At 46.0% G+C, this 22,861-nt stretch carries 24 protein-coding genes; 3 read left to right on the top strand and 21 right to left on the bottom strand.

What is annotated here, in order from left to right; translation table 11 throughout:
• Positions 1-301 precede the first annotated feature (301 nt).
• The 9 genes from ACFVRY_RS21340 to ACFVRY_RS21300 form a co-directional block, all read right to left on the bottom strand.
• Entirely contained in the window at positions 302-1,168 is an 867-nt protein-coding gene (locus tag ACFVRY_RS21340) for an NAD(P)H-binding protein (RefSeq protein WP_387502318.1), read from the bottom strand.
• 58 nt (positions 1,169-1,226) lie between these two features.
• Entirely contained in the window at positions 1,227-1,628 is a 402-nt protein-coding gene (locus ACFVRY_RS21335; RefSeq protein WP_387502317.1) for a nuclear transport factor 2 family protein, read from the bottom strand.
• Between the two features lie 126 nt (positions 1,629-1,754).
• Entirely contained in the window at positions 1,755-2,336 is a 582-nt protein-coding gene (locus tag ACFVRY_RS21330) for a TetR/AcrR family transcriptional regulator (protein ID WP_387502316.1), read from the bottom strand.
• 185 nt (positions 2,337-2,521) lie between these two features.
• Positions 2,522-3,553 (bottom strand): NAD(P)/FAD-dependent oxidoreductase, encoded by a 1,032-nt coding sequence (locus ACFVRY_RS21325; RefSeq protein ID WP_387502315.1) that lies wholly within the window; start codon positions 3,551-3,553, stop codon positions 2,522-2,524.
• Entirely contained in the window at positions 3,553-4,530 is a 978-nt protein-coding gene (locus ACFVRY_RS21320; protein WP_387502314.1) for an ABC transporter substrate-binding protein, read from the bottom strand. Before ACFVRY_RS21320 ends, ACFVRY_RS21325 begins: the two co-directional genes overlap by 1 nt.
• A gap of 118 nt (positions 4,531-4,648) precedes the next feature.
• Positions 4,649-6,277: a helix-turn-helix domain-containing protein gene (locus ACFVRY_RS21315; RefSeq protein ID WP_387502312.1), complete on the bottom strand. Its 1,629-nt coding sequence runs from the start codon at positions 6,275-6,277 to the stop codon at positions 4,649-4,651.
• A gap of 198 nt (positions 6,278-6,475) precedes the next feature.
• Positions 6,476-6,889, bottom strand: a complete 414-nt coding sequence (locus ACFVRY_RS21310) for a VOC family protein (RefSeq protein ID WP_387502311.1) — start codon at positions 6,887-6,889, stop codon at positions 6,476-6,478.
• Positions 6,890-7,115: 226 nt separating this feature from the next.
• Positions 7,116-7,712: a putative periplasmic lipoprotein gene (locus ACFVRY_RS21305; RefSeq protein ID WP_387502310.1), complete on the bottom strand. Its 597-nt coding sequence runs from the start codon at positions 7,710-7,712 to the stop codon at positions 7,116-7,118.
• Positions 7,713-7,946: 234 nt separating this feature from the next.
• The gene (locus ACFVRY_RS21300; RefSeq protein WP_387502309.1) at positions 7,947-9,746 is read right to left on the bottom strand and encodes an ABC transporter substrate-binding protein; all 1,800 of its coding nucleotides are present in this window, start codon (positions 9,744-9,746) and stop codon (positions 7,947-7,949) included.
• Positions 9,747-9,879: 133 nt separating this feature from the next.
• Between ACFVRY_RS21300 and ACFVRY_RS21295 the strand changes: the two genes are divergently transcribed.
• On the top strand, positions 9,880-11,124 hold the full coding sequence (locus tag ACFVRY_RS21295) for an MDR family MFS transporter (RefSeq protein ID WP_387502308.1): 1,245 nt from the start codon (positions 9,880-9,882) through the stop codon (positions 11,122-11,124).
• Between the two features lie 234 nt (positions 11,125-11,358).
• Here the strand turns inward: ACFVRY_RS21295 and ACFVRY_RS21290 are convergent, their stop codons facing one another.
• Both ACFVRY_RS21290 and ACFVRY_RS21285 read right to left on the bottom strand, forming a co-directional pair.
• Positions 11,359-11,676 carry a hypothetical protein gene (locus ACFVRY_RS21290; RefSeq protein WP_387502307.1) on the bottom strand — a complete coding sequence of 106 codons (318 nt, stop codon included), beginning with the start codon at positions 11,674-11,676 and terminating at the stop codon, positions 11,359-11,361.
• A gap of 530 nt (positions 11,677-12,206) precedes the next feature.
• The gene (locus ACFVRY_RS21285) at positions 12,207-12,713 is read right to left on the bottom strand and encodes a GNAT family N-acetyltransferase (protein WP_387502306.1); all 507 of its coding nucleotides are present in this window, start codon (positions 12,711-12,713) and stop codon (positions 12,207-12,209) included.
• Between the two features lie 169 nt (positions 12,714-12,882).
• Between ACFVRY_RS21285 and xerS the strand changes: the two genes are divergently transcribed.
• Entirely contained in the window at positions 12,883-13,965 is a 1,083-nt protein-coding gene (gene xerS / locus ACFVRY_RS21280) for a tyrosine recombinase XerS (protein WP_387502305.1), read from the top strand.
• Between the two features lie 297 nt (positions 13,966-14,262).
• Here xerS and ACFVRY_RS21275 read toward each other — a convergent pair whose 3' ends face one another.
• The 9 genes from ACFVRY_RS21275 to ACFVRY_RS21235 all read right to left on the bottom strand — a co-directional run bounded on the left by ACFVRY_RS21275 (position 14,263) and on the right by ACFVRY_RS21235 (position 20,665).
• Positions 14,263-14,493, bottom strand: coding sequence for a hypothetical protein (locus ACFVRY_RS21275; protein ID WP_387502304.1), 231 nt, complete (start codon positions 14,491-14,493; stop codon positions 14,263-14,265).
• A 322-nt stretch (positions 14,494-14,815) separates the two neighbouring features.
• Entirely contained in the window at positions 14,816-15,559 is a 744-nt protein-coding gene (locus ACFVRY_RS21270; protein WP_387502303.1) for a DUF4247 domain-containing protein, read from the bottom strand.
• A 12-nt stretch (positions 15,560-15,571) separates the two neighbouring features.
• Positions 15,572-16,078, bottom strand: a complete 507-nt coding sequence (locus ACFVRY_RS21265; protein WP_387502302.1) for a DUF4178 domain-containing protein — start codon at positions 16,076-16,078, stop codon at positions 15,572-15,574.
• A gap of 16 nt (positions 16,079-16,094) precedes the next feature.
• Positions 16,095-16,499 carry a DUF350 domain-containing protein gene (locus ACFVRY_RS21260; protein ID WP_387502301.1) on the bottom strand — a complete coding sequence of 135 codons (405 nt, stop codon included), beginning with the start codon at positions 16,497-16,499 and terminating at the stop codon, positions 16,095-16,097.
• A gap of 126 nt (positions 16,500-16,625) precedes the next feature.
• A complete protein-coding gene (locus ACFVRY_RS21255; protein WP_066361474.1) occupies positions 16,626-17,294 on the bottom strand; it encodes a PspA/IM30 family protein in 669 nt (222 codons plus the stop codon).
• Positions 17,295-17,364: 70 nt separating this feature from the next.
• Positions 17,365-17,703 carry a prenylated flavin chaperone LpdD gene (lpdD, locus tag ACFVRY_RS21250; RefSeq protein ID WP_387502300.1) on the bottom strand — a complete coding sequence of 113 codons (339 nt, stop codon included), beginning with the start codon at positions 17,701-17,703 and terminating at the stop codon, positions 17,365-17,367.
• Positions 17,704-17,913: 210 nt separating this feature from the next.
• On the bottom strand, positions 17,914-18,846 hold the full coding sequence (locus ACFVRY_RS21245; RefSeq protein WP_387502299.1) for a dihydroorotate dehydrogenase: 933 nt from the start codon (positions 18,844-18,846) through the stop codon (positions 17,914-17,916).
• Complete coding sequence (locus ACFVRY_RS21240) at positions 18,839-19,543, bottom strand: dihydroorotate dehydrogenase electron transfer subunit (protein ID WP_387502298.1); 705 nt, start codon at positions 19,541-19,543, stop codon at positions 18,839-18,841. The genes ACFVRY_RS21245 and ACFVRY_RS21240 overlap by 8 nt, the downstream gene beginning before the upstream one ends.
• Positions 19,544-19,630: 87 nt before the next feature.
• Positions 19,631-20,665: an NADH:flavin oxidoreductase/NADH oxidase gene (locus ACFVRY_RS21235; RefSeq protein WP_387502297.1), complete on the bottom strand. Its 1,035-nt coding sequence runs from the start codon at positions 20,663-20,665 to the stop codon at positions 19,631-19,633.
• A 191-nt stretch (positions 20,666-20,856) separates the two neighbouring features.
• Here ACFVRY_RS21235 and ACFVRY_RS21230 point away from each other — a divergent pair, with 191 nt between their 5' ends.
• Complete coding sequence (locus ACFVRY_RS21230; protein WP_387502296.1) at positions 20,857-21,741, top strand: polysaccharide deacetylase family protein; 885 nt, start codon at positions 20,857-20,859, stop codon at positions 21,739-21,741.
• Positions 21,742-21,807: 66 nt separating this feature from the next.
• On the opposite strand, the gene ACFVRY_RS21225 is transcribed toward ACFVRY_RS21230, so the two are convergent.
• Complete coding sequence (locus ACFVRY_RS21225; protein ID WP_387502294.1) at positions 21,808-22,470, bottom strand: 3D domain-containing protein; 663 nt, start codon at positions 22,468-22,470, stop codon at positions 21,808-21,810.
• Between the last annotated feature and the right edge of the window lie 391 nt (positions 22,471-22,861).

The raw sequence follows: 22,861 nt of genomic DNA, 5'->3' as shown, positions 1-22,861 counted from the left end.
GTTTAATTGCACAACTTCCTCCTGAATTATGTTCCTCTCGGAAGCGTTCTTTTACGGTTGAAGGTTCCTTAACCTTGATCAAAATCTCATGATCATAGGTGAGGTCGTTAATGGTCGGGTCTATGCTGACTGGTATACACGTCGGAACATGTTCTTGTCCCTCGACACTCCAAATTAACTACATCCTGTCGGGCAACGTATACTCGTTCCTATAAAGAAAAAAGCCGCTAAAAAGCCGCTAAATTAGCGACTTTTAATTGAGCTATGTTCTTCTGCCTCAATATCTTATAAGCAAAGTTGTTCAGATTCCTTCCCTCGTCCAAACACTGGCATGTTTTTTGGCGAAATCTATAAAAGATATGGGAGGTTTGCCGGTTACTTTTAATACCGTATCGGTGATTAAATCCTCTGACCCTTCCTCTCGAATTCTGCGGTCAAGTTCGGTCATGAACTCTGCATACTCCTTGTCTAGTCCTAACGCTACCCAGCTACGGGTGAGTTCATGATCTGCTATAGATGTATGCTTTATGATTCTTCCCGTTACATCGCTTATAATTTTACTGACGTAATCATGAGAGAGTGAATCCGGTCCGGTAATGATGTGATCCGTATTATGGGCATGCTCATCCACAAGTGCTCTTACTGCAACTTCTGCAATATCTTCAGCGGCGACAAAACCGATCTTCCCCTGTCCAGCAGCACTAATAATCCGATCTTGACTGGATATGGTTGCTGGATGCTGACCTTCGGTGAAATTTTGCATGAAATAGGATGGTCTTAGTACCGTCCACTCTGGGGCCTGCTTCTTCAACAATTGATGAACAGGGCCAAAGACTGGACCATTCTCTGAAATGGATGCACTGCTAAGCAGCACATAACGTTGTACGCCTTTTTCCAATGCGAGTTCGATAAATGGTCTCATGACTTTAACAGGTTCAGGATCGCCCACAGGTGCAACCAGATAAACGCGGTCAATGTTCTGCAATGCCGGGAGGAATGTGGAGCTATCGTACCAGTCGAATTGGACTTCATTTGCCGGGTCTGTAATGGCTTGAACATCCCTAAAAGTCGTAGTGAAGGACCACCCCAGTTGTCTCAGCTGTGCTGCAATTTTCTTTCCTGTTTTCCCTCTTCCACCTGTAATAAGGATTTTTTGTTGCTTCATCATCTATGATCCATCTCCTTGTTTTGTATGATTAGTTTAAAAAATTTAATCTTACACAGCTTCAAAATAAGAGCGTCGGGTTCCAGTAATCCTTAAACAGTGTTATTTTCCCGTCCCTTGTGTGTATGACTGAAATATACTTCTGATAATACGATTTTCCGGTTCCGAGAACCTCTCCGTTGCACGTATACTCAGCGACAATTTGCTCTCCAGATACGATTAGTTCAGGCGTTGAAAAAGACTGTATCTTTAGCAGCTTGAACAACTCTGTAACATAATTACGAATCTCTTCAATACCGACGAGTCTTTGTGTGTACCCTCCTGGAGCGTAAGGAAACTCGAAGACAGTATCTTCGCTAAAAAGGCTAAACCAGCTCTCAAAATCCCTTGCTACTAAATGATTTTGAAATGCATGTACAATTTCTACTGCCTGCATCTCATTTGAATTTCTGTTTGTCATCATTATTCCTCCTATTTTTCATGACCATTCAGTCCGAAATGATCAAAAAAATAAATTTATCAAGCACTTTTCCAGACTATTCAGTCTATAATAGATAAAATAATAATGAAGCCATACTTAGCTCCATTATTAATCCAATGCAGATAAACAAACCTTAACGTAATCATCCATTACGACAGGGTCATTCGTCATTTTGGCCAATTGTGTCAGAGAATGTCTTGCATAATTCAAATATCGTGCCAAGGCCCGCAGATCTCGATCGCTCGGTAATTCTCCATTCCTTTGGCCGCGAAGAAGAGTCTCATAAAAGACTTCTTCCAGGGTATCTAGATCTTTGGATAAAAACGCTCGGATCTCCTGGTCATGTGGCATCTGATCAATAGCCGAGAATATGATAAAGCATTCCCTTTGTCGGTCTGGATCTTTCAAAACAGCGGATGCTTCATGAAATACGTTGGTTATGCCTTGCTTTGCTGATTCAGAGGTTGTTAAGTACCTTATAACAGCCTTACTCTTCTCTGTAACATAATGCTTCAAGGCAAGGATAAATAAGTCCCGCTTCGTACCATAGGTGTCGTACAAGCTTTGCCTAGCAATACCCAATCCTTTCAAAAGCAGAGGCAGGGATGTTCCTTCATAACCATAATGGCCAAATACCTCCATCGCTTTATGCAGCACTTCTGTCGTATCGAACTCTTTATTTCTCCCCATTTCATCCTCCTTTGATCATTATCATAAACATTTCGGATCGTTCAGTCAAGAAAATATATTAAAACGATGCTAACTATATTAAAACCAAGCCTAACTCTCAATTGACAAAGGACTAGTCCCTAGGCAAAAAAACACAGCAATCGCATGAGAGGTACCTCACCTCATACAATTGCTGTGTTATCTTCTTAATAGTTTTGGAGAATGGTCTTGTTCTTCTCAAAGAAACGAGCGTTATGAGACGAAACACCGGCCATATCTGAGGCTGCAGGTTCCATGTACAGTTTTGCGCTGTTCACCGCTAGGACCGCATCATTAAAGGCACCAGCGATCAAGCGGACCTTGCTGCCGTAAGTGATACAATCACCGGCCCCGAATACCCCTGGGATACTGGTCCGCATCCGCGGATCAACTGTCAATCCGTAATCTTCCTTGGCTAAGCCCCAATTCAATAATTCGCCGAAATCACGATCAAATCCATGACTCACTACCACTTCATCGACAGCAACATATTCAATTTCACCAGTCTCTGCATGTTCGAGGGCCACCTTTTCTATTTTATCCCCCACCCCATGTAAGCGAGAGATACTATACGGTGTCATAACCGTCGCACCGGCCTTCATTTCTGCAACAGGTAGTTCATGTGCCGTGAATTGATCCCGTCTGTGGGCTACGGTGACATGCTTGGTCCATTTTACAATCTCGTTGGCCCAATCAACAGCAGAATCCCCTCCGCCAGAAATAAGAACACGCTTATCTTTGAATCTCGACAAATCCGTAATTGTATAGTGAAGATTCGTTAATTCATAACGGTTCGCACCTTCAACATCCAACTTTTGAACTTGTGTCATGCCCCGACCGGCACATAATATTAGTGTGCGAGAATAATGACGTTCCCCCGTTTTTGCTGTGATTACAAAGGTATTGTCAGCAAGGCGTTCCAGATGCGCAATTTCTTGGCCAAAGACAATCGTTGGCTCAAAGGTTCTGGCTTGTCTTTCTAAAGAATCAATTAATTGTTCACAAGGGATCGGATCAACTCCGCCAACATCCCATACCAGCTTCTCAGGATAGGTCCGCATGAAGCCGCCCAATTCCATTTTGGCTTCGATAATTTTGGTACGCATGGCTCTCATCCCGCTGTAGAAAGCCGCATACATTCCCGCCGGGCCACCGCCGATAATCGTAACATCATATACATCCATATCATGAGTATTCATTAAGGCACCAGCTTTTCTACAATATAGTCAACCAACTTGGCAGATCCGATTGGACCTTTAGCCTGGATATAATCATTGGTACTTAATGCATACACATGATTATTTTTAACGGCTTTCATGCCTTTCCAAAGCGGGTTGTCCTCTAATTCACTCATAGACTCCGTGCTATCAAAGTCGACCATGCTTCTTTTCTCCAGGAAAATATAATCCGGATCCATACTAGGTAAAATCTCGAGTGAAAACGGAGTGAACCATTCTGTCGAATCCTTTATGACTTCCGGACTTTTTAACCCAAGGGTATGATAAAAGAATTCACTAAGATCGTCCTTAGCTTGTGGCCCTAAATAACGGTACCGGGTAGGTTCTACACGAAGCACAAGTACGGTCTTGTCGCCGATCACTTGATGAATTGTCTCCTTGGCTTCATTCGCCTTCTGATCAAAGGCAGTTAACAACTTGTCTGCTTCCGCTTCTTTATTGAAAAGCACGCCCAGCTCTTTCATCGCGCTATGCAACCCAACCCCTGCATTCAGAGCGACGGTTGGAGCAATTTTGGACAATTCATCATAGACTTTGGTATCAAGGCCTTCACCCGGCGTAATGATCAGATCCGGCGATAAGCTGAGCAATTGCTCAAAGTTATATTCATATTGTGTTTGCGAAATCATGTTGACTCCATTTTTCTCCAAATAGGGAGACCGGTAATCCGGTTCAATTTCTGGAACAACTACTGCATGCTGCGGGGTAATTCCCATCTCAATTAAATCCTCTGCATAACTCGAACTCGTGACAAGAATGTTTTTGGGGTCAGTTGGAATCGTTACATTACCGAAAAAATCACTTACAACCCTTGTTTCACTATGATTTGCTGGCGCTTCTGCAGAAAACTCATCTTTCTTACTGGATTCGTTGGAACATGCAGCTAAAACAACAACCAATAGCGCTGTTCCAAGAAACTTGGACAATCTTCTTACCATTATGTACTCGCTCCTTTATGTATTGATAATAATTATCATTATCAAAGATTATCAAATAAAAAGCCATCCTTCCATAGCGAATGGTGCGAATTCAAATGGATTATTGTGCTACATCCTGCTAATGATTTTTCAATCTGCTAACCACTTGATCAATAATTATGGCCTGGCCAACGACTCCACATCCATCTACCCACAGACTTGTATCAATGTAGAAAACACGCTGATCTTTTACCGCCCTTAAATCCTTCCACTGCTGACTTCCGCTTAGTTTCTCCATATTTTCTTCAGTATTAAAATACTCCATCATGCGTTTCTCCACGAATAAATAAGCCGGATCAGCATCAGATAATTGATCGGTTGTACAAGGATTGAACCAACCCTCTCCGGCCTTTAAAGATTCGGGAAGCGCTAGCTCCAATCTCTGATACAATAGCTGTGACACTCCGCTGGAGTTGCCGCCCAAATACCGATATCCGAACGGTTCTACCCGCAAGACCATTACTGTGGCCCCTGATTCAATTATTGAGCTTAATTGTTGCCTTGCAGCATTCACTTTATTGTTCATTTGAACCTGGAGAGTGTTAGCTTCTTCTTGTTTATTAAACCAAGCGCCAAACTGTTGGAGCAGAATTTCTACATCATTGGTCAGACCGGTTATGATTGGAGCAACCCCGCGTAACTTCTTCTTGATATCTTCTGTTATGAAATGCCCTATAATGATCTCAGGCTGCTCTTGCTGAATAAATTCGATGTTAGTCTCATATTGGGGAACTTCCAGCAGTTTCACCCTATGCTTTTCAAATAGCTCTTGTTGATGCCGAGGCAATAGTAAAGGTGTTACCATAACAGCCTGGGGAATGATCCCTAATGAGATTAGAACCTCGGCGCAGAGTGCTGAGATTGATAATACCTGCCGCTCGCCCAAATGCTGAACATAATTCCTTGGTGACATACCTGCAAACTGTTTGAAGCGACGGCTGAAATAATGTACATCTTCAAATCCTATCTTTTTGGCAATTTCTTGTGAACTGGCTGAAGTTAATAGCAACTCCTCTTGAGCACGATGGATTCTGTAATTTGCCAGGTAGTCTAAAGGAGGCTTGCCACACATTTCACCGAATTTGCGAGAATAATGCCACTGACTGATGCCGGCAATTTGCGCTAGCTCTTCGCGAGTAATCGTCTCATGATAATGCTCCTGCATATAAGCAATTGAACGCAGAATTCCTTCTTCTGTCGTGTGCTGATCACTCGATGGTTTATGATATAAGTTTTTCAATAATCCGTATAAAAGAGCCTGCTGCTCTACAAACTGCTCAGCTGCTCCCATAGACTGCTGTGTATTTAAAGAATCACTAATACTCGTTAAAAAACCGCCGGTTAGCTGCACAATCTGGTATGTGTTACCTATCGGTACTTGCCAGTCTACTTTAATTACTGTTCCTTGTACTTTGAGAATGGAGCACGTATGAAATTGGATCTGCCAACCTGCTAAATCCAGATTTCCACCCTCTAATACCTCAACGAAAGAGTTCTCTTCAATGGCAATTAATTGACCAAAGGCTACGTGAACATACTGCCCGTTAATATTCCAAACCGCCTGGCCATCTGTGATCACGATTAATGTATGGGATGTACAATAATTGATTTCTCCAGCAGTCATCCATTTCTCAGATAACAATGTGGTCGACTCCCATTGAGCGATCCATGGGCTTACATTAGGTTGCTGTGGTTCTGTCCAACTCAAGATGTCTAACCCCCTCATATCCTCTATAACTCCATAACGCGCCCTTTTGTCCACATTACAGTGCAGAGACTTTCATTCTACACGAAATTGCCATGAGCTTGTAGTCGGAGCTGGACACAAAAAAACACCCCCAAATGCTATGCATTGGAGGTGTTCACTATTTCTATAATGCAAAAAAGTATAACAGCCTTCTTCCTCTTACTGCGGATGCGGAAGACTTAACTGCCAAGATACCCCGAAACGGTCGGCGGTCCAGCCGAATTTTTGGCTGAATGGATAAGCACCTAGTGGCATAAGGATTTGGCCTTGCTCCGACAGCTCAGCGAAGATCCTGTCAATCTCTTCTTCAGAATCGCACGTGACGAACAGGGAGATCGCCGGTGTGAACGTAAAGGCATGCTTGACACTGCTGTCGATACACATATAGACTTGACCGTTCAACGAAAATGAGGCCTGCACAACGCTTCCTTCAGTCCCGGCCTCATTGGGTCCATAACGCTTGATGCTGATGATTTCAGAGTTTTCAAACAAGGAGATATAGAAATTCATCGCCTCTTCAGCCTGTCCTTCAAACATTAGAAACGTGGATATTTTTTGTGAAACTTGTCCCATGTGTAGTCAACTCCCGTAGCTATTTTAAAATGTACTATTCTTATTTTAAAGGAGTTAGAAGGGAATTGCTACAACCCTCAACTCGGTTTGGTTACCATCCTTATTTCTTCTCCGCCGGAGGGAAAACAATCCTCTCGTATACCTTAAAAACAATAAATAGTATGAATCAATGTAAATCATCCGCGTTGTTTTTCCGCTTATGGTAAAAGAGCCCTCATAAGAGGACTCAAAGTTCATTACCATAAAATTTATTTACCCCTCCAGCATTCTTATAGGCCGTGAGGACGTTTTGTATTGCCTGTTTCTGACGTTTACTCAAAACTATGTCATTTACGTATACACCATCTCCAACATTTCGCACAATTGTTTTCTCAGCATTAGCCATCGCCTTTAACATTTTTAGGTCATTAAGATCAACACTGCTACTATAAACCTCTCGTACAGTACTATAAGAAAAATACTTTTTTATTGAACTACTTACTCTAAGTTCAAACAGTTGATCATCAGCTCTAATCTTAATCCGCTTTGTGTCAATTTCACGATTACCTACATAATTAACTACAAAGTGAAGATTTGAGACAATACCTTCTTCGTCTTTGATGAAATAAACGTAGACATCATTTTTGCCTTCATTTTCAATAGTTGTTTGTGCATAATATCCAGATATCTCTTGAACCTCATCCTTCTCTTCAATCAGACCGGACAATGCTTTTTTGACTTCTTCAGGTGATTTCGTAGATACCGGCGGTGTGTTCTGCGCCATATTTGAAGAACAGGCTGATAAGGATACGATGACGAGTAATGATAATATTAATTTTCTCATTTACTTCCCCAATTCTGCGATCTTAGCATCAATATCTGCTAGTTGTTGCTTGAGTTCAGCGAGTTCGTTCTTACGCTGTTTTATTAAGTTTTTGTATTCTCTGGATGAACCAGCATCTTTTTAGGCACACCTCCTTGCTAGATGTGTAGCTTTATTATCGGTGTTTCCAGGTAATTTTTATAATACTACGTGTCTACGTTTCATTGAATCATAACTTTGTTTTCCCTATCTTTTTCAAGATCCGTCTACCGTTTGAACTCGTGTCTTGATCCAAAGCTTCGAGATATCCAGAAAGCCGAAAACCCCGGTGTGTAATCCGTTAAGACTTTGATTAAGTTGTGCTCTTTTATTGACGTGACATCCAAAGAGCAGCCAGCAGTTGTCGCGGAGTAGGCTTTCCGCCTTATCCAGCAGCTCCGTCCGCCCCTTCTCATCCCGCTGGGCAAAATCCTCCAGTTCTCGGTGGATTGTAGTCTTCTGACTCTCCAGCAGGAGTGAATGCAAGTAATTGGCTTCGTTCTTGAAGTAATTGATCATTCCCCACTGCCAGTCATCCTCCAGAACTTCTTCGGCAAGCAGTAACTCTGCATGATCCAAGGCCCCTTCTGTACTGAATGTCTCGAAAGGGCGTAGCTTAAGGGTAAGTCCGACATCAGCACAACGGCGCTGCACCCATTCGGCCTCTTCACGTTCTTCTTTTTTGGACATGTAAGCAAGCGTCATTGGCTCTCCCTCATATCCACTCGCTGACAGCAGCTCCTTAATCTCCTTGGCTGAAGCTGGTACTTCTTCCCACATTCTCTGTTTACTGTTCCATGGCAAAAAACTGTCTGCTGGCGTTAACCTACTCCCCCCAAGCTCCTTAATCACCGTTACTTGATGATAAATAAGACGAAGCGCCTGACGGAATGCCAACTGATGATGCACACCTATTTTATGAAAGTTAAATATAAGATATCGGCTGCCCAGTGCCGGGTAATCGATTTCGTTGTCGTCCCCTTGTCCATGATCAAGCTCTTCCCTCTGCAAATCCGGAAGGTCATACTGCCGATCATACGAGACATCATGGGGCAGAAACCAAATGTCGACCTGATCCAGCAGTGGACGTAGCCCGTAATAGGAGTCAAACGCAGTCAATACCAAGCGATCATTGCGTAGCTCTTTAAGACGATAAGGTCCCGTTCCGATAATATCCATACTGAAATCTACATCGTACGGAATTATGGACATATGGATACTGCTAAACAAATGCATAAAGAACAGATTTGGCTGACTCAAACGAAAGTGAATACAATAATCCCCCTGAGACTCCGCATTAATGATATCGCGAAAAAAACACAAGGCCGAGCTATCCAAATCCCGTAGCCGCTGGAGCGTTGCTCTGACATCCTTGGCAGTCATGACCCGGCCATGATGAAAACGAACCCCTTTACGAAGATAGAACACCCAATGGGTATGTTCGTTATTGCATTCCCACATGTGAGCCAAACCGGGCAGAAAAGTATTACTCTGAGCGTCATAGGTCACCAGTGTGCTACAAATCTGTCCCAGTAAGTACGCTTCAAAAGCAGTATAGACAAAGGCCGGATCTAGCTTTTCCAGCTTCCGATTGCGCATCATCCGCAGCACATCCTGTCCGGAAGGAGAGTTCAGCTCACTGTGAAAACCCATTTGTTTATTAAGCGCGCCGAATAGACGCTCCTTCAAAGGTTCGTTGCCGCCGGCCATGCCGAACAGCGCAGTCGCCTCCTTTATCTTCCCCTTACCCATCAGCTCCTCAAAGCTGTCCTCAAGCACATCGTCGATACTTCGTAAAAAGGTAATCTGTGAAACTCTCCCTCTTCCCCGTCCGGGATGCCACTCAATCAAGGCCTTTTCTTCCAGCTTGCGCAGGATAAACTTCACATTGCGGGAAGTACAGCACAAGATCTCTGTAAGCTCATCTATCGTGACAGGAAGCGGCTCTTCCAGGCGAAAAGGAGTATTTAGCACGGCTGCGAGACTCATATAATGCGATGTGATGTTATGATTCATAGAGTATCTCCTTTTAAAAGGTGAAGAGAACGTATGATTTCTTACACTTTTACTTCCCCCTTTTTCAGATACAATTATACCTAAGATAAAAATAAAAACATAGAAAATCAGAACGGATTAGGAGCCATTTTCAATGAAACAACACTTGAAACACATTCACCCGCTTGCCTGGACGATTATTATTGGTACTTTATTTGGACGTCTAGTGACCTCCATGAGTATTCCATTTCTCTCGATTTACTTAACTCAGGTCCTTGGTGCCACCCCAACCCAGACAGGGATCACAGTAGCTGTCAGTTCATTGGCAGGCGTTCTAGTCAGCTTCTATGGCGGTTATATCTCCGATATCATCGGCCGTAAGCTTGTCATGCTGATCTCCGTATTCGGCTGGGCGGCTGTGTTCTTCGGCTTCTCTGAGGCACGTTATTTATGGGTCTTCTTCCTTGTGAACACACTCAATGGATTATGCAGGGCCGTGTTCGAGCCCACCTCACGTGCGCTACTGTCAGATATTACGCCTGCGGATCATAAGCTGCTGGTCTTTAACCTGAGATATGCCGCCATCAACCTTGGAGTTGTCTTCGGTCCCATTATTGGTTTGCAGTTGGGCGCTGCGGAGTCGACCTTCCCATTCCTGATCGCGGGGTTCATCTACATTGTCTATGGTTTGGTATTGTTCCTGCAGTTTTACATTCACCGTGCGAGTATGCCGTCCCGCTCTCATGCCACGGCTCCGCGTCTTCGGGAGGCGCTAGCAACTACAGGCCGGGACCGCGTCTTTCTGCCCGTGTTGATTGGAACCACCTTCTGTATACTGGGCTATGGTCATTTTGATTCTACCCTGGCGCAATATTTGGCAATGAATACGCATTTTGCAAACGGGAGACAGCTCTTCACCTACATGTTATCCCTTAATGCGGTTACTGTACTGGTTGTGCAATATCCCATTGTCCGGACGGCGCGAAAGTTCCAACCACTGATGCCTTTAATTCTGGGAAATGTCTGTATTGTCGCCAGCCTGCTGCTTTTTGGCATCAATAGCAGTGTCATTCTCTTGATGTCCAGTGTCGTACTGTTCACGATAGGAGAAGTATTGCTGTTCACGATGATGGATATGCTGATCGACCGCATTGCCAAGCCGGAATTTAAAGGGACTTACTTCGGCACGATTGGTTTCAACAACATGGGAAATGTATTAGCTCCCGTGCTGGGTGGAATTATGCTCGACCATTTCGGTGCGCTTAACGGCCCCGCGGTCTTTGTCCCACTCGCTCTGATCAGCGCGCTAGCTTTCCCCTTCCTGCTAACGGCTCATAAAAGACTAACCGCCCGTGAAAAAGCTGCTGCTAAAGCGAGAGAGACCATAAATATAGCTTAAATGTATACTCTATAAAATGGACAAGACCCGGTAAAGAGATGAGATCTCTTGGCCGGGTCTTTATTTTAGCGCATATGTGTGCGGGATCGCGAAGTGAACTATACTTCTAGAAACGATAAGTACCGTTGGACCAGTAGGCGAAATTACTTCTTTTACTACTTCTTTTACGACACAAGGCTTGAAGGTGCTTGAAAGGAAAATAATGAGAGTTTATATTGCCTATCTCCCTTATAGTTAACATATTATTTTTTCCGTAAACCATCGTGTGTGTTTCCTGAACATTGTGGAGATTCGCTCACTGACAAACTCCCTCAGATCTAAAGACTCTACGATCTCAGCATACCCGATGAGCCTCAGTGCTGTGTTACAAGCCGACTCATAATCGTACATATTCACGGTAAACAGTTGTTGTTCCCCCTCTTCTACCAAACTTATGATCTCCAGATTCCCGAGCGCATGAGCATACCTCAAGGTTTCCAAACGAGGAATAGCTGCGCGCTGTCCACCATGGCGAATCGCCGAAATAAAAGCGATGTTTGGCTTTTGCAACATCCTCCTAGTAAGCGGGCGGCAGCGTCTTTTCCAATTTCAAAAGGGCACTCTGCAGCTTCAATAATTCTAGGTGAAACAACAGGGGGAAAGTTCACTTTTTCTATTGTTTTGTTGATAGATATGATTAGCATGTAGTATATGCGTCGTATGTGATAGATATAGGGGTGTTTTCGATTTTCTATTGTGAATTTTTCATATGTTGAAATCGAAGAATTGGTTTTATATTTACTGATTCGTTGATTCTGTCGTTGATTCATTAGGTTGGACTGTCGTTTCGTTAGTTAGTTTAATTGATCTTTTAAGTTGATCAGTTACTATATCACCGCCCTTAATTAATCATATAGCCGAAAAAACGAAGTTATAGTTAACCTAATTATTATTATGTTAACTATTCTTCTCTCTCCTATTCTTCCCACCAAAAAAGCTTCGTCTCCCCCAAGAGGTAAACGAAGCTTTTAAAGGGCTATTCAAGTAACTACAGACGTTCTGTATAAGAGGTTCAAGAAGACAAAATACGCCCTCCCCCTCTTTTACTTCATAGAATTAATATTTAATGTACTGAAATATTGACTCGGGTTGCCTTGACTCGGATTAAACCGCTCCTGAAAAGCCCCATTCGTATAGCTGCCGATCACTCGGTGCCAAAAATTACGGGCCGGAATGTTGGCACGTACCTGCGACACCTTCCAGTCACCTGGAAACATGTCAAACAGCTTGTGCGCAGCCCAGGTGCCAACACCGGTACGGCGATATTTTTGCATCACAAAAAATTCTGTCATATAAAACTGCCCTTCCGTGCTGCGCAGTAGCCTGTCCACCAACGCAAAGCCAGCTGTGGCACCGTTCACCGTCATCAGATAGGCAAATTTATTGCTCCCACTGCTCCAATAGGCTTCCAGCCCTGGATACATCGGGAAAGAACCATCACTATTCACATCAAGCTCCAGATACTGCGTGAAGTCGTACAGATAGAACTGCATCAGATTGCTGATCAGTTGTTTACGTTCCTTGGGAACCAGTTCAATTCCAAGTTCCATGCGGTTCACCCCTGCAAGTCGCTTTTTTTATAACCCATCATATAACTTTGTCTCCTTGGGAGCAAGGCGCGCTCACCTTTAACCCCCTGCACTTCGGGCCAAGCCAAGTAAAACATGTTAAGATAGAGTAAAGTTAACCCAATGGAATACATATAAGAAGGTGTTATTGATGAGCATTCAAAAGACTAACGACCGCAAGCATCTGGACCTGAAGCTGCCGCTCATGCCCTGGTTCGTGCAGCAGTTTATCGATTATAAACGGCCTGACCTTTCTCCCTCCACCCTACTGGAGTATATCCGGGATTATGAGTCTTTTTTCAATTGGCTGCGTGCTGAGGGTTTGTCTATTGCAGACCATAATACCGGAATAACTCTGCTGGAGCTGGAGACGCTGCATATGGACAGCATTATCGGCTATCGGCTGCATCTCACGACCCGTGCAGAGAGTACGAACAGTAAGGTCACCGTCGCCCGCAAGCTCTCCTCTCTTCGGTCTCTGTTTCATTATTTGAGCCAAATTGCTGAAGATGAGGATTTCTACCCCCTCCTCAAGCGGAACATCATGGCCAAGGTGGAAATCAAACGCATTCACAAGCCGAAGGATACGGCGGCCAAATTGAAGGGTAAAATTCTGGAGGAAGAAGAGCTTCTGGAGTTCGTTGGCTACATTTATGAGGGGTACGGACGCGATGTAGAAGGTAACAAGCAAGCCTATTATTCTTTTCAAATCAATCGGGAACGGGATGCCTGCATCGCCAGTCTGATTCTCAACTCCGGTCTGCGTGTATCAGAGGTCGTCAATCTCAACGTGGATGATCTAGATCTGAACAATAAAATGCTGTATGTATATCGCAAGGGTCACAATGATGAAACCTTTAAAACCCCGGTCTATTTCCGGGAACAAGCCAAGGATGATCTCACTAATTATCTCGGCTTACGCTCCTCACGGTATAAGACTCCTAAGCGGGAAAAAGCGCTCTTCATCGCTCTCCCGAACGGCAGCCAGGAAGGCAAACGGATGACCAAGCGGGCCATGCAGGAGATGATCATCAAATACGCCAAGCGTTTTGGCAAGCCTTATCTGACGGTCCACAAACTGCGACATTCTTTCGCAACCGACTATTATTTGCAGAATGATATCTACAAGACCAAGGAGCAGCTTGGACACGCCTCTACGGAGACCACCGAGGTCTACGCCCATCTGACTGATAAAACGATGTCTGAAGCGATTGAACGTCGTCTGGAGTCCTAATTCCTCTCTCCCTCGGCGGCTCTGCCCTATCCACTAACTGGGCTGGAGCCGCTGCTTTTGTGACATGGGGGTTGTGGGACGTGTCGGGAAAGCGACATATGGAAAAATCCTCGGATTTCTATTGTGAATTTTTCATATAATGATGTTTGGTAAATAATGAGCGAAGGCGGAGCATTCTTCTTCGTTGCCGTTCGTTGTCATTCGTTTATTTTCTGTAAAAAAGAAAACGGATACGCCTTCCGAAGAAGTTTTGTATCCGTTCTCATAATAATTCATCTTTAATCGTTAAATCACGTGTTATAGATACCGTGTGGATTTCGTAGCCCGCTTGAGCCGTTCGATCTCCTGATCGGACAGTTTCTCCTTGCCAAGCAAGTGATTATACACTTGTTTCGTCGTAAACTCAGGCATTGCATTCACTTTCTTGTCTGTGAGGTCTGAATCCCAGATCGAACCGATAGTCGCACCTTTTAGCATTGTTTTACCAATATCTTTTAAAGAGGTGATCGTCTGTTTCTCATCCTTCATCGTGATTGCCTCCTGTGAAATTAATTGCCTTGCTACTTTAGTATTACGACTGTTATGTAAAAAAGGTACATCAAAACGCTGGTGAAATCAACTAATTCCACCCATAACTAGATAACTAGCGCCCATCCTTGTAGTCTTTCAGCGCTTCTCTGACTTCTGGTATGGCTGCCGTCCTCATTTCTTCGTCTTCGTCCAGCTTACCAGTCGGAAATCACTCATCCGTTGATCCTCCAATTTCCATTTCACTACATCCTTTTCTCCTCCATCTCATAAAAAAAGCAGAGCCGCTCATACTGACGCGTCTCTGCTTGAAGCTTGGGTGTCACCTGCCCCTTCGGCCGATTTTACCGGTACCAAAGCGGGTTTTGGGCTTGCTAATTTTGGGCTTCGGCGCATTGAAAAAGTCAGATCCGCCCTTTTTACGGGAAATGCTGCCTTTGCTTGTACCGCTATCCGACTTGCTGCTACCTCCGGTCACACTGCCTGGATCGGTGACACCCTTACTGTTGCCCCTACGGGTGAGCTGTCCTTTCCGTTCTACGGTGATCGGTGGCGCAATTTTTTTATCCTGATCGGTCGGCTTGTGATACGTTCCTTGCTTGGGCTTATATACATCCTTACTTCCATATCCCCGGTAAGAGCCATATCCGCCACCCGAACCGAACAAATCGCCAATCAGCCTGGCAGCAAGATACGTTTCCAAAAAGCTGGAGTTATAGTTGCTGCGCACATACTCTTCGGAATCGACTTCGACCAGCGTATCCTCCGGCTTTTTCGGGTCCTGTTGCAAATGGTACCACTGTTTGCCGTATACCAAGAACATATGTTCCGAATTAGCAGATGAGATCTGATCAGGCTTCTTCTGTGACGCCAGTTCATCTGCTACTTCCTCTACCGATTGGTCACTTGCCCTGTAAACATAGGAGGTGGAATGGCCATCCTTGTTTACCGATTCCAGCGGATAGTTCTCCTTAAGGTCGGGAGCGCTGCCGCATGCGGCAAGCAGGGAAGCCAGCAGCCCCAGTACCATGACTAAGGATAACAAGCGTGCTAACTGTCTTTTCATGGGCACCCTCTCCTATGAAGCCCGGATTACCCTTACATCTCCCGGGATCACTTTCTCACCTTCATACAGCATAAACCGTCCATTCTGCCATTCAATACGCAGCAGACGGAAGTCGTCGGACTGATACTGCCACACATGCTGCTCCCCCCCATTCATAAACGGGGTCTGCCCCGCCACTGCTACATGACCTTCGTATTCTTCCTCCAGGAAGAACTCATGATCATCCAGTTCCAGCGTCGTTGGCACTTCTGCAGGATTATCCAGCCGTCCGTCAATCGGTTTATACAACCCATATTGTAGCTGCTCCCGCTCCTCAATATGCAGATAGGCGATTTCACGTCCATCGCGTAGTGTCAGCACGACTGCATTCCGTCCCCGATTATGGGTCCTTCCAGTGACCTCATACGTAACCAGCGAGACTTCACAGATATCCCCGGGCGCAAGACTAAGCATGCTCTTGGGTACTGCCGGAGGCTCCGGCTTGGAGAATAAATTGCCTATGCGTTTCCAGATACTCAACCTCCATCAATCCTTCCTACAAAAAAGCTGAAATAATTAAAGCCCCGACGATATGCAGCGAACCGGAAAGCAAGCCATAGCCGATTTTCCCCTGCTGTGTCCCATGATCCAGATCCAGCTTGCCCCAAACGGCAAACAACAGACGCACGGTACGCTCAAGCAGCAGCAGCAGTACAAAAGACACCACCGATACAAGCAGCGCTTCCCCGAGCCGGTTTGAAGTTGCGATCGAGGTCGATAATATGTATGCCTGAGTCAGCAGCTTCAGTACGAGCCGAGTCGTGACAGCCATGTTGCCCGCTTTCAGTTCCGCAATATCGTTATAACGGGTAAAAAGTGAATCCACGTACATCAGTACGAACAGCAAAATAACACTGCATACTGTCCACACCACCATGGACACCAGTATATGGAGATCCATTACCTTCAGCCCCCGCTACATTAATTTTCATAACCTGTACTTGCATAGATAAAAGCGAAGGAGAAACGATCCCACTGTCTCCCCTTCGCCTATTCATATTAAGCCGCTATTCCGGCTCTGCCTGTCTTACTTCTTGTCGTATTGCTTAAGAAGAGCTGCCAGTTCGTCTTCGACGGCCTGGTCCTTGGTGAGCTTCTCGAATTCGTCGTCCAACGATTTGCTGCCCGAACTCATTTCGTTGCTGGCTTCCGCCTGTGCTTCTGCTTGTAGCATCTTCTCTTCCATACGTTTGAGGCCTGCTGAGGCCGAGTCGGAGCTGAATCCACTCATAGCTTTGTTGATTTCAGTTTGCGCTTTAGCAGCGTTATAACGCGCTACCAGCGTTTCGCGCTTGTTCTTCATCTGAGCAAGCTGTTTGCGCATCTCATCCAGCTTACCGCGCAAGTTGTCTGCAGAGGCTTTATTCTGATCAAAGCTGGCTTTGTACTCCACCAACTTGGCTTCCGCCGCTTTCTTCTCTTCAAGTGCACGGCGGGCCAGATCAACATTACCTGCTTGAGCAGCCGCGTGAGCCTGCTGGTTGCGCTTGTCAACCAGTGCTTCCTGTTCTTCGTAAAGCTGTTTGAATTTCTTCTCGATCGCGATCTGAGCAGCTACCGCTTTCTCAGCATCCTCCAGATCCTCAGTCATATCGCGGATATACTGATCCGTCATCTTAATCGGATCTTCCGCCTTATCGATAATCGAATTAATATTGGACATTGTGAGATCGCGTAATCTTTTAAAAATAGACATTGTTCATTCCTCCAAAAGAAAAGTTTAAAAAACTGTTTGTTATCTCTTACGCAAAGATGCCGCCGCCGTTTCAATTTTGTTGCGATAAATACTGTTCCACTTTGGCATTAACAATTTCCACAACCTGTTGAATGTCTTCCTTAGTCAGATCATCATAATGAATGCCCATGACTACCGTCACCGATCTCCGCAGTGCGGTCGCTACCTTATGAGCAATTCCCTCACTCAAAGTATGCTCTTTGTGATGAGGAACGGCCGAGGTTAACACTTCAACTTGATCCCCGATCAGAAAAGCTGTACTGGCTGCGCCGATATGACTTACACCACCGGTAATAAGCAGCAGCAGATCACGGCCAACCTCCAGTGCGGTCAGTTCAATATCGCCCGGATGATATTTCTCGTCAGCCAATTTCATTGCCTCCTCTTATATTAACCGAATCATCAAGAAATAACTTCCTTCCCACCTGCTACGGAGGTAAGGTGAGACCTCTGTTACTTACTTTATTATATCACGGGATTGGCTGTTCCTGGTAGCACACCAGAAACCTTACCTATAGATCATGCTTTGTTAATAGTTTGGAGAACAGTCCCGAAGAATACGGGGGCTGCACCTATATTTTTATATAATTCCGCGAATTTCGTCCAAAGAACTGATCTTTTCTTCTTCCATAAAATTCCACAATTCGTCGACCAGCGTGCTGCCGCCCCGCAGGTTCATGAAGTTGTAAGTACCCACCTGAACTACCGTAGCGCCGGCCATAATAAATTCAATAATATCCGTGGCTGAGGTGATTCCGCCCATGCCCATGACCGGAATGTTCACGTTCTTGGCCACCTGATGCACCATCCGTAGTGCAACTGGCTTAATAGCCGGGCCGGATAATCCGGCATATAGATTGTTGAACACACTGCTTCGTTTTCGGACATCAATCTTCATCCCTGAAATGGTATTAATGAGCGAGACGGCGTCCGCACCTTCCGCTTCGCACATTTGTGCCATCACGGCGATATCCTCCGCTTGGGGCGACAGCTTCACCGCGAGCGGAAGCCGCGTAGCCCGCCGCACGGCCCTTACCACTTCTTGCGCAGCAGGTGTTTTGATGCCAAATGCGATCCCGCCCTCCTTGACGTTCGGACATGAGATGTTCAGCTCGATCATGTCCACCGCAGTTGTTCCGGCGCGCTCGCGAGCGTCTGCGTCCCGCTGGATCAATTCTGCGCCGAGCACATAGTCCTCAAGTGTCCCCCCGCCAAGATTGACGATACGAACCGTATCTAGGGTCTCCCAGTAAGGACATTCCTTGGCGAGGAACGCTTCTATTCCGGGATTCTCCAGTCCAACGCTGTTGAGCATACCTGAAGCTGTCTCGTATACGCGAATACCGGGGTTGCCCGCCTTGGGATGCAGCGTCAGACCTTTGCCGGAGATCCCCCCTAATGTGGACACATCGTACATTTTCCCATACTCATGTCCAAATCCAAAGGTGCCGGAGGCCATGACAATCGGATTCTTAAAATGAACATTGCCAATCTTGGCACTCAGATTAATCATGGAAAATCACCTCTTCCGCCAGAAAGACAGGTCCGTCCGCGCAGGCTTTGCGCTGTCCGTCACGACAAGACACACTGCAGACTAGACAGGCACCGATGCCGCAGGCCATCCGGTTCTCCAAGGACAGATACACCCGAGTTTTGCTTCCAGCTTCGATAGCAGCTGTACCCTTCTGCTGGGCTGATTTCAGCATGGGATGTGGTCCACATACGAAGATATGATCATATTCATTAAAATCAACGCTGTCGAGGATCCGTCCACCCACATCCACCGTTAAGGATGCAGCGCGGGAAGAAAAGGCCTCCGTGCGGAAGGCTTCCCTGCTGAATCCCAAGTAAACGTCACTGCCGGGCAGCTTCTCGGCGCAATAAAAAAGCGGGGCAATGCCGATCCCCCCGCCTACAAGCGCTACTTTCCCGGAGACAAGCGGAAACCCGCTGCCAAATGGCCCTTCCAGATTTACCGTGTCACCAGGATTTAAACCAGCTAATATTGCTGTACCCTCGCCAACCACATGATACAGAAATTCAACCCCGTCATCGTTCACTTGATGTATGCTAAGCGGCCTGGACAGCAGCGGATAGGCCCCCCATGCCCGCAGCATGTAGAATTGACCCATTTGTCCGCCATGATTCCCCCCCACCCTGAGATGGAAGACCCCTTCTGCCAGCCGTTCGTTACTTATAACTGTCGCCACGTTATCAAGCTCCTTCAAATTTAATCTTATTAAAGATTGCCTTAGAAGGAGCTTGAAATCTGTGACAATATTCACACTAGCAACAATCTATTTTCTATTCCACAGCCCGCGCTCATAAGCTTTGGGCACCTGATTTACGCCTCCCAGCGCTTCCTCTGCATGCAGCGCCCAATAAGGATCACTCAGCATGCCACGGCCAATCGCGGCCAGATCGGCCCGTTCATCTGCTACTACGGCCTGCGCATCCTCATAGGATTCCAAGCGCCCTACCGCAATCACAGGTACCTGCAGTCCGGTCCGTATGTACTCGGCCAGATCCGCCTGATATGCCGGAACGGCATTCGGCCCGCCATTGGAACCGATAGGACCTTCCCCGCCGGATGATATATGAAACAAATCTACTCCGGCATCGCGATAGCGGGTGCAGAATTCAAGCGCATACTCGCGGTCATATCCCCCGTCTACATATTCCTTGGCTGAAACCCGCATGATGACAGGCATGTCCGCTGGCAGCACTTCTTTGACGGCTCTGACTACCTCCTCACCGAACAAACCCAGATCCTTGCCATACTCATCTTCTCTGACATTTGTCAGCGGGGAATGGAACTGATGGATCAGGTATCCGTGCGCACCATGGATCTCCACGCTGTCAAATCCCGCCTCCACCGCTCTGCGCGCAGCTTCGCGATAAGCTGTCACCAGTTCGGCAATCTCTTCACGTGACAAAGCCTTAGGAGTCTTAGAGCGGCTGTCGAAAGGTATCGCAGACGGTGCTACCGGCGGCTCGGCATCCACTGCCTTGCGTCCAGCATGGCCGAGTTGAATCGCAATTTTGGCACCATAACCATGCACGGCATCTGTGAGCCTGCGATAAGCTTCAACCTGCTCGTCATTCCAAATACCGGTGTCTTTGTTCGTGATGCGGCCATCCGGATGAACGCCCGTCATCTCTACAATAATAAAGCCTGTACCACCAACGGCACGGCTGACATAATGCACAAAATGCCAGTCATTAGGGATGCCATCCTGCTTGTCTACGGAATATTGGCACATTGGAGGCATCACAATCCGATTTTTCAGCGATAAACCTTTCAATTCATAAGGGGTGAATAAATTCGGCATACTTGTCTCCATCCTTCCCTGATCCTTATTTATCGGGCAGTTTTATTGTCCCGTTCCATAAGTATACACGCATTGCCTGCTGGAAGAAATAATGGCTACAGAACGAAGGAGACAGCATAAAATCCGGCATTCTGGGAGATAACAAAGGAAGATAATGGCCGTGATTATGACAAAAAAGGAGGTACTTTCGGATGAATGATCTGTCCAAGGGCTGGAGACTAACCCTTATGGTAACGGCGATCTGTGCCCTGCTACTTTCTCCCCCGGCACCATTAAAAGCTTTAGCTACTGCTAATCAAACACCCGCGCAGCGGATTAGCGCCAACGATCCTGAGGCCTCTTTTTCGAATGGAAATCCCGCAGGGCCTGCTGAGACAACCTCTTCCAAGGAGGCAGCCCGGCCGCGGAAGGATTCCAAAGGGCTTACACTGAGCCAACTGCTGCACAAATATCCTGAGACGATCAAGACCAGCGGCCCCCGGCGGAAGATCATCGCCCTCACCTTCGATGATGTGCCCGACCCGCGTTTTACTCCACAATTGCTAGATGTCCTCCGCAAGTACAAAGTGAAGGCCACCTTTTTTGTCGTAGGAAGCCGGGCAGAGAAACATCCGGGACTTGTTGCCCGTATGATCAGGGAAGGGCATGTCATCGGCAACCACTCGTATAATCATCCACAGTTCGTGAAGCTGAGACTGAATGATTTTCGAACACAGATCGTTCGTACTGAAAATATTTTACAAGCCATCGCTGGCTATAAACCCCGCCTGATCCGCCCTCCTTATGGAGATATCAATGAGCAGCAGCTGAAATGGGCGAAATCACATGGCTATAAGCTGGTCAACTGGAATGTGGATTCGCTAGACTGGAAGGGACTCTCCAAGACGCAGGTCAAGAACAATATCCTCTCTCATGCCGGCAAAGGAGCGATCATTCTTCAGCATGGTGGAGGAGGACATGGGAGCAACCTGAGGGGTAGCATACAAGCGCTGCCCGAGGTGATTTCGAGCCTGCGACAACGGGGCTACACCTTCGTTACAGTTCCCCAGCTTCTGCAAATTTCCAAAAGTAAATAACAAAAAAGGAGGACGCCGCTATCAGCGGTCATCCTCCATTTGTATTTCATGCTAAGTTTTAATGAACTATTGAATAACGTATAATTGTACATACTGATAACCAAAGTCAGCTACAAAGCTCGGACTTCCTGGGATAAAAATATCAATCCGGTTACCCTTGATGGCACTCCCCATATCAGTAGCCGTAGCAACAAAAGCGGACTTTGGCAGTCCAGGGTGGGTATAACCCGTCACCAAAACTTTGGTGCCGATCGGAATGACGGAAGGATCTACAGCAATTGTCCCCAGCTTCAGTGGGTTGCCAAGGTAATCGACCGCGCCCCATTTCCCGTTCTCGCTGCTAGCAGACGAGTAAGCAGAAGCTTTGACTTGCAACGTCCGGTCATAATTGAATACTTTTCCCCAAGCTGACACGGTATTGGTCTCTGGTTGAACGTTGAGATTGGCAGTAATGACCTCCGCTTTGGCAGATTCACTTTGGGCGACAAATGTGGGCGTTTTGCCAGGGATGTTCAGTTTCAAGCCTGAATAAATGTTGGTTGCAGACACCTGCGGGTTAGCTTTCATAAGGGCGTCTACACTGACCCCGTATTCCTTAGACAACGTATAGAAAGTGTTCCCTTCCTTGGCAGTGTGGATGCCGTCAGCATGGACAGGAACGGCTTGCAGCGCAGCGCTGATTCCTACAAGAGCAGCAAAGGTTTTGATCATTTTGAAATTAATCTTCATTTCTTCCTCCTTGGTTTACAATGCACGGCGGCCGGTGAACAGCGCACTGCGCAAGTCTTTACCCTGTAGCTATGTATGAATTACTAAGGGCATCAAAATGCAGCTCTTTGTAAACTAACAGAATCGAATATATCACAATTCTGTAACCAGTGCCAAAGCAATTGTTACCATTTTGAAAGAACTGTTCTTTTTAACGAAAAAGAGACCTTTAATTTGGAGAACAATATAGATTACATAACTTTAATTATGTTAACCTATATTTCACTATCCGACCTACATCGGCAAACTTTCGGCAAATTAACCCAAAGATTTTACACAGATTTAACAAAACTATCTTCTTCAAATAGTAAAATGGTAAAATACGATAAGCCGAAATTACGGCTGCACCGCC

It is taken from the genome of Paenibacillus sp. NPDC057934 (assembly GCF_042887565.1).
Classification (GTDB): domain Bacteria; phylum Bacillota; class Bacilli; order Paenibacillales; family Paenibacillaceae; genus Paenibacillus_AQ.
Note: the sequence above shows the minus strand (reverse complement) of the source record. Positions and strands in the feature narration are given on the sequence as shown.